Here is a 15,569-nt window from a genome sequence, read left to right as displayed (position 1 = left end):
CCAATCCAAATAAAAAATTAAATTCCGATTTCGATTCCATAATCATAAGGAAAGTTGAGAGTGCGTTTAGATATGAATTTGGATCATAGGTTTGGAGTATTGGCAAGTTCAAAACCACATTTTAATCTAATGACAAGTTTCAATATTTTTCAATTCTTCATATAACCAAACTGAAGATAGGATCTCTTTTCCATTCGTATAACGAATTTTATATGGTGTGCCTGATAAAAAAGATTTCGTTCCTATTTTTTCAATGAATAGTTTTGCAGTCCAATCTTTGGGGTCTGGAGCAAAAATAGAATTTTTAGCTTCTTTTAGTTTGTATCGCAAATGATTTTCTGCATCTTTTGCTTGGTGAATTTCACCATTACGTATGAAACTACCATTAAAGTTTCCAATTTTTTTTAGTAAAAATTCTATTTTCTCTTCTTCTGTATAGGATTTACATGGTTTCGTATCAGCAGAAATTGAATTCACATTCATTAAAAAAATAAAATGGATAACAAAAACGCAAATCACAAGTGAGTTCGGAATTAACTTTCTCATATTTTTTGGAACTTTTGACATAATGAAGTAGGAAACATTTATATCAATTAAAATAACATAGGCTCAACGAGCTCAGGCTCGGCTGTAATAAATTCGCTTGGATAAGTTTTTATCAATTTTCGTATTTGAGTTTCTTCGTTCACCTTAGGGTTAAGCCAACTAATCCAATCTTCTTCTGTTAGGTGAACTGGTTGTCGACCTTGATTCCCACCAGAATTATGAACTTCTTTCATCAGTTGATTTCCTTCTTGAGTGAGAATACTAAACCAAAGTTGTTTTGATGAAGATTTTGGAATCTCACCCCAAATACCAGCGAAACAAAAACTTTCTCCTGACTTTGGAAAAATTTTATACTTTACCTTTGTTCCTTTTTCCGACTTCCATTCATTAAAATACGAAGCAGGTATGATACAACGATTGAATTTTGCAGAGTTTGCCCAAAATGATGTAGAGAATAATCTTTCTTCTCTTGTATTAAAAATTGGTTTCGGAGACCAATCTGGTTGGATCCCCCATTGCATTAATTCTAAAATATTTTCTTTTGTCTCAAAATGTGAATGAATGACTGGCGCAAAAGAACTTGGATAATATTCCAAATTTGGCGACTGGCGGAATGAATCTTCAACATTTTGAATATCAAAAACTCGTGTTCCTTGGATCAAACGAATCCATTTCTCCGTACCATCTTTCAGTTTAATGATCGTATATCCAAATCTACCACACACAGATTTTCATTTGAACTAAATTCAAAATTTTTGCAAACCAAGATTTTGGTGTTTTAAGACTCTTTTCACATTCGTGACTCAAAGTCAGCTTGAATTGACCTCAAGTCAATTTCAGTTTTTTTATAGCTAATTTTTAATTAGATTCATACATTGGAGGTATGAGTCGAGCACAAGTGTTAGAACGTTCACCTAAAAAGAGAGCTGTTTTAGAGAAAGACAAACTTTCTAAACGTACATCGATCATACAAGCTGCAGCAACCCTGCTCCAAAAAAAAGATTGGGCAGAATTATCTATGGATGAAGTTGCAAAACGTGCAAAAATTGCAAAAGGTACTTTGTATTTATATTTTCCAACAAAAGAAGATCTTTGTCTACGTATTCATAGTGCAGATTATGAATCTTGGTTTATGGATTTAAACGAATTTTTCGTAAGTGCACCTAAGATTGATGCTGAAATTTTTTCTAATTGGTTTGTCAATTCGATGGATCGACACCTTCGTTTTTTAAAACTACTTCCTATCGTACCAACAATTCTAGAAAAAAATGCTAGTATCCAAACGATTCGTGAATTCAAAACCAACCTTAAAAACCAAATAACGTCTGTTTTGCCACAGCTTATAAAGTATTTTCCTTTTTTTACTGAACAATCAGGATTTTTGTTTTTAATGCAATGCCATGCTTTGGCAGTGGGATCATGGTCACATGGTTTTCCTTCCAACCAAGTTAAGGAGGCCGTCAAAGATACAGATCTTGAAATGTTTGTATTGGATTATAAAAAATTTTTAGAAATCTCAATTTTAAATTTATTAAAAGGCCATTCAGGTTCACATTCTATTTAGAGGATTCAATAAAGATCTCCTTTACAATTTTTTCTCTTAGCGCTGAATCTTTGATTATCTTTCGATCCCTCTCATCCCAATCCATTTCATATAAAATATTTCTATCACTATGATAAATATATTTTTTATCCTCTTTGACTAAACCTCTTTGTATCTCAGAATTCCAAGTTTTAAATGCTAAAAACGGGAGATATTGTGAATTTAAAAAATTACGATGATTATCTTTTGATTCCAAATCTGAACCCATTAACTGAAGTAAGGTTTCTTTAAAATGAATAGATGAACCCACTTGAGGAATAATTAGTTTGTCTGATTGAATCAGATACATCAAAAATGGAACATCAACCTCTTGATTATATAAGGAATAATTATGAGCATGAGCCCCTTCTTCTCCGAAACTTTCTCCATGATCAGCCGTTAAAATAAACAAAGTTTCCTGTTTGATGTTCGATCTTATATGAGAAATAAGATCATCGACCATGCGTAGATTTTCTTCTAAAGCATTATGATGCCGTTGGACTTTGTTCAATGAAATATCAGACTTTGCTATGGTAAAATATGGACTATGAGTTTGGCTTAGACCTATTAATAGAAAAAAAGGTTTTGATCCATCAATATGTTGTTTGAACTCAGTTAACACCACTCGATCATCCATTCCCCAACTAAAAAAATCAAATTTTTCATTATATTTTGATTCAAGAATCGTTTTATCCCAAACTTTATCAAATATATTAGGAAAAAAAGAATTCATACCTTCAAAATAGATCGATTGTGTATAAATCATTTGGGTTTGGTAGGAATATTTATTTTTTAATACTCTTGGTAAACTAACCTCATCAACTTTTTTCTCTGACTCAATCCGATTGTTATACAATTGGGATTCGCCTGTCATCCAAGTATAAAGACTTTTTGAAGTATGTGGCATTGGAATCCAAAAATGTGATCCATTTAACTTTGAATAATCAATAAAATTGGAGTTAATTTCTAAGATATGTTTTCTTGATACCCCTTCCAAAACAATTAGAATTATATTTGTACCTTTCGGAATTGTATCCAAATATCGATTTATTTTTTGGTTCGTTCTTTTTGAAGGTGTTTGATTCAACTGTATAGTATCTGAAGACCATGAATTCCAAACCAAAAGAAAATAAAGAATTAAAAGCAAAACATATGGATCTACTCGGTGATTGGATAAAATTAAAAACGGATCGAATAAAATAAAAAAAATTAGGACTGGGAAAAAATGAACGATATTCCATTCTTTTATGAAAGGAATTAATTCATGGAACATCATAACAAAATTGTTTAAGGCATATCCAACAAGATTAAAATCAATTTGTGTTTGATAGACCCATTGATAATTCAAAACAAAAAATAAAATTAAAAATACTATGATTCGCAAACATTTTTTAAAATTATGATTTAATTTCAAACTCATTGATTCAAAAAATTCAAAACTTAAACAAATTAGGAATATTATATTTACAAACAGACCATGATAATAACTCCATATTTTCCAATTCAAATCACCTGGAAAATGGAACAGGTATAAAATTCCCAAAAAGGAAATCCATTTGTTCCCTAGGTCGAAATAAAAAAATTTTAAATTACTTAACTTCAAATTGTACGCTTGCCTTTTTTTCGAGTCCATCAAACAGTTCTAAATTTTGTTTTCCCCTTTGAATCGAAACATTCGCATCTCCATCCAAAGACATTGGAATTTCTTTCATTTGGTTCCATACTAATTTAGGATTCTTTAATGTTTTGATTTCTCTGATTCGAATCGGAATTTTTTGTTTATCTTTTTCATGCGCTGGATGATACAAATACACTTGACCATTGGCTGGATAAACAAAACCAACTCCAATGACTGAACTCAAATCACCTTCACCATGTTTGTTACAAATTTCAGAATGATTCATCGTCTTACGAACACGAAGTGATATCGATGGACATTTTTTAGTTGCCGATTTTCCGGTAATCTTACAAAAATCTCTGATTTCTGTTAACTTAGGAATATAAACCGATTTTGGTTTATCATTCATCAATAAACGAAATATATTCTGTACAATTCGTCCAGCACCAAAGGAACCAGAAACATCCATTGTTTTTTCGCCGGAAAAATTTCCAACCCAAGCTGCCACTACATAACGATCATTAAAGGCAACAGTCCATGAGTTTCGATAGTCTTTAGATGTACCTGTCTTAACAGAAACAGGGAATGGAAAATTTAAATAACTCCTTCGGCCAAAAGCTTTTTGTCTAAGTTTTCCATCACTTAGAATGAATTTAATTTCTTCAGAAGTTTCTTCGGAAAATATCCGTTTAGAATCACCGAAATAAAATGGTTCTTCTTTAAAGTATCCCAATCGAATTTTAGGTAAAATACCACCTAACGCAAATGCACCATAAATACGTGACAATTGTAATAAACTTGCACCGCCGGTTCCTAATGCAAGACCAGGTCCATAAAAACTAGGAGACTCTTTGAGATGTTGGAATCCTGCACTTATTAAAAATTGGTAAAAGTTTGGGACTCCGATTTTTTGGATGGCTGTGACAGCAGGAATATTTCTCGAATTTCCCAAGGCTTCCGCTAAAGTCAGATCACCCCAATAACGAAGGTCAGCATTTCTAGGAAGATAATTCCCGACAAATCCAATTGGATAAGAAAATTTTTCGTCTGAAAGTATAGAATTTATTGTATAATATTTTTTATCAATAGCATATCCATATAATAATGGTTTCAAAGTACTACCTGCATCGCGAAATGCAAGTGTACCATTTACCATTCCGTTTCCTTCTTCAAAGAAATTTTTGGAACCTATCATAGCAACTAAAGATAATTCATCGAAATAGTTAGGATTTTTTTCTAGAACCAAAGCGGAAGCATTACCTACATTCCATCGTTTTAATCCTTCTAATTCAGAATTAACAATTGAATGAACTTCCGAATTTAATTGAGAAGATATTGTCCCTATAAATTCTCCATCTGGTAATGGAATCAAAACTCGAATCCAATTGAGAAAATGTTGGTTTTCCCCACTTAACAAAGGATTAACTTCTGATACATTTTCTTTTTTAGTAAGAATAGTAAGTTCTTTTGGATTTTCTAAATAAGGAATTGGAAAGGGAATTTTCTCTTTAAGTTGATTGTAACGAAATTTTATTTCCTCATCTGAGGAATGATTTTTTCGAATTAAAATTGTTAAATAAACCGATTCCTCTATCGATAAAAACCGAATGTGTTTTCCAAATAATTGTAGGGATGCAGAAGGAAAACCCACAATATTCGAATGCAATGAAACAGAATTTAAATATGCTTCTAAAATTTCTTTTTTTGTCATCCAAAGTTCAAAACGTAATGCAGTGGCGACTTCAATTATTTTTCTAAATAAAATTGGATACTTGCGAATCTCGGGAAATACAATGCGAGTGAGCTGCATTGTGATTGTAGATCCTCCTCCACGATTCTCACGAGTGAATAAGAAAGAGTAAAGAGAATTTGAAAGGGCTAATAAATCGATACCATGATGGGTTTCAAATCGTTTATCTTCTGCAAGTATTACAATTTTAGAAACAAAATCGGGATATTCATCAATGGATTCCCAATCTTGTTTTGTTTGCGAGTCATTGGTTGACCGACCAATGATTTGTTTTTCCTTTGAAAGGATTCTCGTTGTAATTTGTTTTTTAAAGACGTTTAGATCAATGGGTCGAAAAACATATCCTAATCCCAACAGTATCAAAACTGCTGGAGTTAGGATTTTCAAAGTTTGGAAAATTTTTCGTTTCACTCCACTTTCACTTTTAATGAACTTGTATTCCCATAAAATTCAGGATGATACATCAAAAAAGTTTTTGAAGCTGGCATTGTTGCATTACCCTTTGCAACCGGCCGTATGATATAGTTATATTCAGTTTCACCAGCACGTAGGTAATCATCAGAAAAAATAACTCGATCATCGCGATATTCCTGGTACTGCCCATAATAAGATTCGGTGACATCAGTATCTTCTGAATCTGATTGTTTTTCAGTTAGAAATGAAGTATTCACAATTTCTGTGTTACTTGGTAGTGGATCCACAACCAATACAAAAGCTTGATCTTTTTTTGAAAGCACTTTTACTTTTATAAGATAAGTTGATCCCCTTTGTAAATTTGATACCTCTTTTAGAATCGGATCTCCATCACTGTTTCTACCATCAATACGATAGATTGTTTTTTTAATCTCAAGACCATTAAACTTTTGTTGTGTGGTATCTTTCACAGGAACATACATCAACCTTGATTGAAAATATAATCTTCCATCTGGACTTGTTCGTTTGAAATTAATTGGCCGATTGGCGACATCTTTTCCATCAAACAAACGATCAAATGTAATCTCCTCTTTGTAAATGGAATCAGATGTTGGAGAAAATGATTCATCGATAATAGTCTTTTCGCCAAATATTACCTGCCCTTCTGTATCGCTTGTAGTCGCTTCAAAGCGATTTCTGTATTCAGATAGTGCAAGAGCAATGGTTCCAACACTATGACTGTCTGCCCAGTATGTTTTATTTTGGTCCATCATGATTGCTTTTACGAGTTGCACCATTCTAGGATTTTTGATGTCTACGCGAAGCATTAGGCGTAAATAATTTCCTAAAACAGAAGATGTGTTATAATATGAATAATAATAATTTTCGTTTGGATTTTTCTTCATTGGTTTAATGAGAAATAAACCCTTATCATACTCGATATAACTTATAAAATCTTCATATAATTTTTTAAATGTAGGATTAGTTTGATACGAATCAAGTTTAAGATTCTCTGCATATGCAGTTAAAAATATCCCTCTTGATTTTGGGTTAAGTTCATCAAAGTGATCGATAAGTGTTTTTTCTATTGAAGAAACATCCTTTTTCTCCTTAGAAAAAACTGAATAAATCAAACTTAAGGTTTGGTAGGAATTTACAGATGTTTCTGTAGGATTTTTAACATACCCTTCTAAATATTTAATTGCAGAAGCATAAGAAGGAGAATTAGATCTTTTTCCCTTATCCTTTCCTAATTGCATCACAGAAACAACATACGCAGTCAGATATGGATAACCAGACCTACTATAACCTTTCCATAATTGGAAACTACCATTCGAAGTTTGGAATTCAGACATTTCATCCAAAAATAGTTTTTCAATTTGTGTGAAATCGTAAGAATCTTTGTTTGGTGTTTTGTATTGAAACTCTTTTAATAATTCACCAGAACTTAAAGATAACAAATAGGCAGAAGTTCTTTGTTCCATACAAAAGTAAGGGTTTGATTCGTAAAAATCAAATGCACTTTTCAAAGCAGTGAGTGCGGTTCCAGAGATTCGAATGTCCAATGAACCTTTGTTTAGTAACATAGAATCTTTTTTTGGGAATGGAATTGTCGTTTTAAACTCTGAGTCAGTATAACCAGAAAATTGGACAGCCGTTACTGGATCGAATTCTTTAATCGGCAGGGAAATGATCAATGAATCTGATAAATCAGATTTCTTAAAAGTTGTAAAATTTGAATTATTTTCGGGTTCAACCGACATTTGATAAACCAATTGGATTTCTTCATTTGGTTTATTTTGTTTGAGTTTGATAAACTGTGATTCGGAAATTTGGAATGTTCTCAAAACTTCTTTCGTCTGGCCTGCACTCAGTTCAATGGATTGCCAACCTTTATCTTCAGATAAGTATTTTGACTCAATTTTATATCGAAACTTTCCATTTATCTTCGTATTGTTTGTGATGCTTCCACCAAGTTCAAGACTATCACCCACACGAATGAATCGAGCCACTGTCTTTTGTAAGACTAAATTCTTTTTAACTAAAAATTCAGTGTTTGAAACACCAAATTTTCCATTTGCTGCAGATGCTACCATGACTCTAAACGTTGTTAGATTGTCCGGAAGTGTAAAATTTACATTTGCTTCCCCGCTACTATCAGCAATGATAACTGGGTTCCAATAGGCAGTGAGTCTAAAGTCCTTTCTTGCGCCAGATTCTAACTCTGCAGAAAATCCGCCACCTGAATCCTCACCATAATCACCTCCAGGACTATCACCTTTATTTTCATATAAGTAATGTTTGATGATCATACTTCTGAGTTCAAAAGTTTTAATGAGGTTGTTCCAATATTGATAAAAAATTTGGATTGGTGATTGGTAAGAATAACCAACTAAGTCCAAAACACCTCGATCAGCGACTGAAACAGTCACCTCAGCTCCTGGAGCTGTTTTGATTGCCAACTTTACTTGTTCTCTTGGTTGGTATTCTGTTTTGTCTGTGGTCACCGTAACTGGCGCAATTTTGGATGCAAGTTCTACGTTTAAAGTAACAGAACCAGTTTTTGCTTTCGGTGCACCTAGGTCTTGTTCGTTGAACTCCTTGATGTCGTCAGAGGATAAACCATCTGGAACTGTCATTCTGCCAGATAACAAAACAACATTCACATCTACATTGGGAAGGTAATTCTCTTCGATTGGAATTTCAATCGGTGCGCTATTTCCTTTCATCAAGAAAGACTTTTTAAAATAAACTAAATCTCTTTCGACAGTAACAATCACACGTGCATTTTGAAGTGGTGACTTGATGAGAATTTTTGCTTTGTCGCCAATTTTATATTCTTTTTTGTCAGATCGCAATTCGATAGAGTCATCTCCACGAAAATCCCAAGTATAATATGACTCTTTTTCGTAAGCATAAAAATCCACTCGAGAAAATACTTTGTCTTTGTTTAAGACAAGTATCGTATAACTTCCAGGGTCTTTAGTCCTGTAATCAAAAGTGACTCCATCCGCCTTTGAAACTAACTTTTTTACTTCCATTACTTTCTTAGTGAGTTGGTTACTTCGAAAGAAAAACTTACCAATCCCTTGTGATAAAACAGAAGTCCAATCATTGTAAATGATGTAGGCTTTTAACTCAGCTCCATTTACGGCTTTTCCTTGTGTATCAACCGCAATAGCCGTAAATTGAAATGATTTATCGATTGATTGGTAACGATCTTTACATTTGAGTCCAACGTATGTTTCAGATGGTTGGTATGGAATGTTTGCTGATTTCGTAACAGATTTGCCGTCGACATCATAAACAGATGATTCTACGATTAAGTTATATGGATCAGCAATTTCAATATCTTCTCCATCAGTCACAAATTTTCTTGTTAGAGATTCGATTGGTATATCTAATTTGTAAAGACCGGATTTGTCTAATACACCTTCTGATCCGGACACATATTCAGAATTACCTTCAGAATATTCATCTTCATAATCATACCAGGTATCAGAAAAATCATAACTTGGATACTGTTCAAAATGTACAGATCGTTTTCGTTTTAAAACTGAAAAACTTACTTTTGCTCCACCCATAGGAGCACCAAACATATATTTACCTTCAACAGATCCTTTTATATTCTCATTTTTCGTTGCAAGTTTTGCTAAGATCACATTCACCATAAAGTTGACAGGTCTAAACTCTTCCACTTGGAAGGTATCGTAAGTGACAGAATATGATTTTCCAGGGACTAAAATCGAAACGGAGTAATGCCCAAGTGGAGCATCATTTGATATAACAAAACTCGAGTTCACTCCTCCTTGTGATGAGGTTGTCGAATTAAGATTGGATACATCTTTTCCACGTGAATCGCGGATTTGAATGTTCACAGTACGAGAAGCAAAAGGAACCAAAGATCCATTTTTTCTGTCAGTTAAATATGCCTTAATTTCGACTCGATCACCCGGACGATACAATTTTCGATCAAAGTAAATTTTTCCTTTGATATGATCTTCCGAACTATATTCAGAATAACCGTCAATATGTGTTTGGTTGAAATGAAGAAAAGCTTTATCACCTGTTTGGTCTTCTGCAATCAGGACAGAATATTCCAAAAGCTTTGTATTTCCTATGGAAGGGACAGAACAATATCCTTCTTGGTCTGTTTTACATGTGCCTTTTAAACTTCCTTTGACATACAAACTAATATTCGTATTGGAAACTGGTTCTGCTTTTGATAAAGTATTCACCCATACATGTAAGGCATTTGGATCTTCTTTTGTAGTGATACCAAGGTTTGTAGACTGAAGGAATCGATTTTCCGTTGCAAACTCTTCTTTGTTATCTTCTCCAACAACAGTTGCTCCTAATTCAAATGCTAACCAACCCTTACTATTCGGTTTTGATCCAAAGTATTTGTCGATATCCATACCTTGGTTACCATAAGCATTTACTTTTTCACCTGATTTCCAAGTTGAACTTTTCCAATTTAATTCATTATCATAATTATAATATGTATTTCCATAACGTGATACTGCATTCACTAAAATCGGGATGGTTAGTTCGGCGGAGCGAACCTTAAATTCAGGGACATTGGAAATGGAAATTGGTAATACTTTGTTAAGATTGGATTCAAAAATGTTTTCGTGTGACAAATAAAAGGAAGGTTTACGAACCATCGATGGAAGTTTAAAACTGACTGGGTTTTCCAGAAAACAGTCGTTTGTTGCATAAAACTTTGAAATCGTAATTTCATATTCGATGTTTTCATCAAAGTGCCAATTGTCTAATGAGAATTCCCGGCTCACAAACGAAGAGTACCGAGTGCCTTCATAAGTTGGTTTTGGTTGAATCGTAACTGCGTTTGCTAACTCTTCAAAATCTGTATCTTCCGACACAAAAATTTTATAATCCCATAGGTTATCTAAATACTTTAATCCAGTGGTGTCCAACTTTACTTCAAGTCGACAACTGCTTGGGAAAACCGTACGTTTGATTGACTTAAAAATTCCTTTGATTGATTGACAGGATACAAAGAAAAACAACAGCAAAAACCAAAGGAATATCTTACGCATACAAACTCCCGAAACCGAATGTCCTCTGTTCTACGATTGTAGGTTGTATTTGCCAAGTCTTTCCTGAATGAAATCAAATTTCTTTCTAATTTTTTTTCCCGCTATCCTGAATTTCGCTATGCTTTCAAAATTGAAACATTGGATTGAAGTCGATGTCTATCTTTGCATATAAAAAACAATTTTTAACTTTAAAATCACCTTCGACCATTCCAACAGGAAAATTTCAAATCCAATGGCTCGGTCCCAAATGGTTCCAATGGTCCGCCAAAATTGGATTACAATTTTTGCATTTTCGCAATTGGTGGGGTAAATCCTTCCAAGGAAATGAAGAAGCATTCAATCTCTTCCAAAATCCAGAAACTATGTCTTTTGAAGAGAAGTATAAAATGTTGGTTTCATTTGGAAATTCTCCCATCGATGGGAAACCATCGTTATTCCTGCATTATACAAAGCAGGCTCCGTTTCCTTGGCCCTATTTTGTGGATGAATTCCGCGTTTTAAAAGAAGGAGAACTTTTGGGTATGAGTTACCCACGTTTTGCACCAATTCTTGCGCTCCCTTTTCTCATCCGAAAAAGTTGACCAAACACGTAAAACAGCAGTAAAGTGTAACTTATTTTCGTCTGATTGGGGGTATGACGTCTGGTCCTTCCCTCGAAATCCAAATTCTTTCCGATTTTGAGGATGTTGTATTTTCCATTGGATATCCCAACTTGGAAATTCTATATACTAGTCGATCAATCAAGACATTAACTGGATTTGATAGTTCATACTTTTTGGAAAACAAAAATTCTTGGCAAAAATTTATCTATGATGAAGATAGAAACTTAATTAAACATGCGTTAATTGCTATTCGCAAAAATCAAAAATTCCGAGTTCGATTAAGAATTCTTACCAAAGAAAAAATCTTCAAATATGTCGAATGTCATGGTCGATTGGTTCAAAATAACTCCGAAAATTCCTACCGAATCGATGGCATTGTGACGGACATATCCGACTTACTTCCGTTATATAATTTATTTCAAGACGAATCTGTTGATATAAAACATTTGTTAATTGAAAACAATATGATTTTTAATGGATCTCAAGATTCAATGTTTTTGATTGAAGTAGTCGATTCAGAGCAATATGTGATCCGAAGAATTAACCAAGCTTACGAAAAATCAACTGGCATCACTCAATCAATGATCCAAGGTAAAACTCCAATTGAATTATTAGGAGCTGAACTTGGCACGACTGTAATCAATAATTTCAAAAAGGCAATCCAAGCAAAAACAACGATCTCTTACGAAGAAAGTTTCACCATGCCTGCTGGATCAAAAATCTGGATCACAGAACTTACTCCAATTGAATTAGAAGGAAAATATAAGTATATTGTAGGTGCCAGCAAAGACATCACCGAACAAAAATTAGCTGAAAATGCATTAAAAGAGTATAATGAAAGATATGCATTAATTTTAGAAGCAAGTTCTGATGGTTGGTTCGATTGGGATTTAGTCAACAATACTGTTATTTATTCCCGACGTTGGTGGTTAGAATTTGGAAATGATCAAAAACCGGAAAATGTACCGATTGGATATTGGCAAAGTTTAATCCATCCGGATGATAAAGATTGGGTTAGTGAATTTTTAGAAAACATTTTATACTCTCAGCGAGAAACATTTCAATTAACCTTCCAAATGAAAAAAAGAAAAGGAAATTATGCGCATGTATTGTCTAAATGTTATATCCAAAGAGACGCATCCGGTAATAAAATTCGGTTGCTAGGATCCAATACAGATCTGACTGAAACAAAAAGAATTGAATATACACTCCGCCATGCAAAAGAATTAGCTGAAGCAGCAAATATTGCAAAAGGTAACTTCCTTGCAAATATGAGTCATGAAATTCGCACACCATTAAATGGTATCATCGGATTCACGGAACTTTTGTTAAACTCTCCTTTACAAGAGGAACAAAAAGAATATCTCAAAAATATTTTTTATTCAGGGAAAAGTTTGTTAGAACTTGTCAATCAGATCTTAGACTTTTCCAAAATTGATTCAGGGAAAATGGAATTTGAATCCATTAATACTAATTTAAGTGATTTAATCAAGTCGACCTTAGATCTTTTTCAAGTTTCTGCCGCTTCTAAAGGGATTCGCTTACAATTTCAGATTGATCCCAAATTGCCTGAATTTGTATCACTCGATCCACTTAGGATTAGACAAATCCTCTCGAATTTAATTGGCAATGCAGTTAAATTTACCCATGAAGGTTATGTAAAAGTAAACCTAAACCAAATCGAACGTTTGGGTGATTTTGTAACCATTTCCTTTGAAGTAGAAGACACAGGGATCGGTATTGATCTAAACGTACGTTCCAGATTATTTGATTCCTTTTCCCAGGCAGATACATCGATCACAAGAAAATATGGTGGAACAGGACTTGGCCTTACCATCACGAACGAACTTCTGTTACGTATGAATTCTAAATTAAACATTAAAAGTGAATTAGGAATGGGAAGTCAATTTAGCTTTTTACTAACACTCGAAATCAAATCATCAGGTGAAAATGCTTCATCAATTTTCGATGATAAAACAACGCATACAATCGAATCCAACTTAGAACAAATTCAGGGATTCCATTCCAATATTCTTATTGTCGAAGACAATGAATTGAACCGAAAACTATTAACTAAATTATTACAAAAAAAATATCCTAACATACACTTACATTTTGCAATCGATGGAGTTGAGGCCATTGCTCAATTCCAAATCAAAAAACCAGATTTAATCATTATGGATTTACAAATGCCGATTATGGATGGTTTTACGGCAACGATAGAAATTAGAAAATTAGAAAAAGATTTAAACAAAAAAACACCAATTGTCGCATTGACAGCTGGTGCATTCTATTCTGATAAAGATACGGCGATAGAATCGGGAATGGATGATTTTTTAACCAAACCCATTTCCGCCGCCTTTCTTTATAAAGCGGTAGAAAAGTGGCTTACATCAAGCCGCGTGTAAAAGATACTCAAAAGCACTGATTGCCGCTTTTGCTCCTTCACCCATTGCAATGATAATTTGTTTGTACGGAGTGTTTGTCACATCTCCACAAGCAAAAATCCCTTCGACATTAGTTTTACACTTTTCATCTACTAGAATCTCTCCAAATCGATTGGTTTCGACGAGGTCTTTCACAAAACCACTGTTTGGTACTAATCCTATTTGGACAAACACTCCATCTAAAGGTATGGTAGCAATTTGTTCAGTAGAACGATCCTTGTAAGTGAGTCCGGTTACTTTATCACTGCCTGTTTGGATCTCAGTAGTTTGAGCTTTCACCAATGTTTTTATATTGGGAGAGTTTGATACTTTATCCAATAAAACTTTGTCAGCATTTAATTTATCACCAAATTCAATCAAGGTTACCGATTTTACAATGCCACTAAGGTCAAGTGCAGCTTCTACACCCGAGTTCCCTCCTCCTATCACTGCAACGTCTTTGTCTTTAAAAAATGGACCATCACAATGAGGGCAGTAAGCGACACCTTTTCCAACAAACTCCTTTTCTCCAGGAACATTGAGTTCTCTCCACTTCGCTCCAGTTGATAAAATAATTGTTTTGGATAGGATTTTTTCGCCCGTATTCAAATGAATGATTTTGATTTTGTCTGATTCAATTTTTTGAACACGAACGTTTTCTTTCTTTTTAATTTGGTTTTTTTCAAGTTGGTCAGCTAAGACGTGAGTGAGTTCTGGACCAGTTGTATACGGGATAGAAATAATGTTTTCAATCCCCATAGTGTCTTTCACTTGTCCGCCAATTCTGTCGGCAACCACAAGTGTTTTTAGTCCTTTCCGAGCAGAGTATACAGCAGCTGTCACTCCAGAAGGGCCACCACCAATGACAGTTACGTCATAAATTTCAGATGGATTTGTAATACTATCATTTGACTCTACTTCTTCTGGAATAGAATACAATTCCAAAAGTTTATCAAAGATAATCGACGCCTCTGCTTTTCCACTTAAAAAACGTTCACCATTCAAATAAACTGCAGGAACACCTTGTATGTTTTTTTCTTTCACTAAGTTAGGATACATCGCTCCATCAATCATGTTGTGAGAGATATTAGGATTCACCAAAGCAAAACTATTTAAGGTTTGTACAACTTCTGGGCAGTTATGACAGTCGAGGGAGATAAAAGTTTCAAATTGAAATTCGCCTTTCAATTTAGAAACAGCAGAAAGGATCCCTTCTTCCAATTTGATTGGGTTGCCACCTGATTGAAGAATCGCTAAAATAAAGGAAGTAAATTCATGTCCCATAGGAATCCCTGAAAAATAAATTCCCGTTGGTTTATTATTTGTAAGTATCGTGAATCGAAGACCATCAATTACATCATTCGAGTGTTGAATTGATATCATCGAACTCAATGATTCAATATCATTTAAGAAAGAAACCAGTTCTTCTCTTTTTTCATGTTCTCCAGAATACAAGATAATGGTTACTGGATTTTTGATTCTTTCGAAATATTGTTTTACTTGTTGTTTGGTTGATTCATCTAACATAACTTCCTCCTAGTTTTAGGCGGGCATAACCCGCCTAATTT

At 33.9% G+C, this 15,569-nt stretch carries 9 protein-coding genes; 3 read left to right on the top strand and 6 right to left on the bottom strand.

The window, feature by feature from the left end:
- Window positions 1–126 precede the first annotated feature (126 nt).
- On the bottom strand, window positions 127–546 hold the full coding sequence (locus tag EHQ43_RS05220) for a DUF5329 family protein (RefSeq protein WP_135753313.1): 420 nt from the start codon (window positions 544–546) through the stop codon (window positions 127–129).
- Between the two features lie 47 nt (window positions 547–593).
- Window positions 594–1,271, bottom strand: a complete 678-nt coding sequence (locus EHQ43_RS05215; protein ID WP_135770293.1) for an SOS response-associated peptidase — start codon at window positions 1,269–1,271, stop codon at window positions 594–596.
- A gap of 158 nt (window positions 1,272–1,429) precedes the next feature.
- Here EHQ43_RS05215 and EHQ43_RS05210 point away from each other — a divergent pair, with 158 nt between their 5' ends.
- The gene (locus EHQ43_RS05210) at window positions 1,430–2,110 is read left to right on the top strand and encodes a TetR/AcrR family transcriptional regulator (RefSeq protein ID WP_135739800.1); all 681 of its coding nucleotides are present in this window, start codon (window positions 1,430–1,432) and stop codon (window positions 2,108–2,110) included.
- On the opposite strand, the gene EHQ43_RS05205 is transcribed toward EHQ43_RS05210, so the two are convergent.
- From EHQ43_RS05205 to EHQ43_RS05195, 3 genes are all read right to left on the bottom strand, one after another.
- The gene (locus EHQ43_RS05205) at window positions 2,103–3,548 is read right to left on the bottom strand and encodes a sulfatase-like hydrolase/transferase (protein WP_244242646.1); all 1,446 of its coding nucleotides are present in this window, start codon (window positions 3,546–3,548) and stop codon (window positions 2,103–2,105) included. The genes EHQ43_RS05210 and EHQ43_RS05205 overlap by 8 nt on opposite strands.
- A 169-nt stretch (window positions 3,549–3,717) precedes the next feature.
- Entirely contained in the window at window positions 3,718–5,907 is a 2,190-nt protein-coding gene (locus tag EHQ43_RS05200; RefSeq protein WP_135770291.1) for a transglycosylase domain-containing protein, read from the bottom strand.
- Window positions 5,904–10,973, bottom strand: coding sequence for an alpha-2-macroglobulin family protein (locus EHQ43_RS05195; protein ID WP_135770290.1), 5,070 nt, complete (start codon window positions 10,971–10,973; stop codon window positions 5,904–5,906). Before EHQ43_RS05195 ends, EHQ43_RS05200 begins: the two co-directional genes overlap by 4 nt.
- Before the next feature lie 152 nt (window positions 10,974–11,125).
- Between EHQ43_RS05195 and EHQ43_RS05190 the strand changes: the two genes are divergently transcribed.
- Together EHQ43_RS05190 and EHQ43_RS05185 are read left to right on the top strand one after the other, a co-directional pair.
- Window positions 11,126–11,554, top strand: coding sequence for a hypothetical protein (locus tag EHQ43_RS05190; RefSeq protein ID WP_135753319.1), 429 nt, complete (start codon window positions 11,126–11,128; stop codon window positions 11,552–11,554).
- A 53-nt stretch (window positions 11,555–11,607) separates the two neighbouring features.
- Window positions 11,608–13,983 carry a PAS domain-containing hybrid sensor histidine kinase/response regulator gene (locus tag EHQ43_RS05185; protein ID WP_135770289.1) on the top strand — a complete coding sequence of 792 codons (2,376 nt, stop codon included), beginning with the start codon at window positions 11,608–11,610 and terminating at the stop codon, window positions 13,981–13,983.
- Here EHQ43_RS05185 and ahpF read toward each other — a convergent pair.
- Window positions 13,969–15,528, bottom strand: coding sequence for an alkyl hydroperoxide reductase subunit F (ahpF, locus tag EHQ43_RS05180; protein ID WP_135770288.1), 1,560 nt, complete (start codon window positions 15,526–15,528; stop codon window positions 13,969–13,971). The genes EHQ43_RS05185 and ahpF overlap by 15 nt on opposite strands.
- Window positions 15,529–15,569 lie beyond the last annotated feature (41 nt).

The organism is Leptospira bouyouniensis, assembly GCF_004769525.1.
Classification (GTDB): Bacteria; Spirochaetota; Leptospiria; order Leptospirales; family Leptospiraceae; genus Leptospira_A; species Leptospira_A bouyouniensis.
Note: the sequence above shows the minus strand (reverse complement) of the source record. Positions and strands in the feature narration are given on the sequence as shown.

Excerpts from the sequence above, each read along its gene's own strand:
- EHQ43_RS05220 (WP_135753313.1), bottom strand. The coding sequence starts at position 546 with ATGAGAAAGTTAATTCCGAACTCACTTGTGATTTGCGTTTTTGTTATC.
- EHQ43_RS05210 (WP_135739800.1), top strand. The coding sequence starts at position 1,430 with ATGAGTCGAGCACAAGTGTTAGAACGTTCACCTAAAAAGAGAGCTGTT.
- EHQ43_RS05205 (WP_244242646.1), bottom strand. The coding sequence starts at position 3,548 with ATGAGTTTGAAATTAAATCATAATTTTAAAAAATGTTTGCGAATCATA.
- EHQ43_RS05195 (WP_135770290.1), bottom strand. The coding sequence starts at position 10,973 with ATGCGTAAGATATTCCTTTGGTTTTTGCTGTTGTTTTTCTTTGTATCC.
- EHQ43_RS05190 (WP_135753319.1), top strand. The coding sequence starts at position 11,126 with ATGTCTATCTTTGCATATAAAAAACAATTTTTAACTTTAAAATCACCT.
- EHQ43_RS05185 (WP_135770289.1), top strand. The coding sequence starts at position 11,608 with ATGACGTCTGGTCCTTCCCTCGAAATCCAAATTCTTTCCGATTTTGAG.
- ahpF (WP_135770288.1), bottom strand. The coding sequence starts at position 15,528 with ATGTTAGATGAATCAACCAAACAACAAGTAAAACAATATTTCGAAAGA.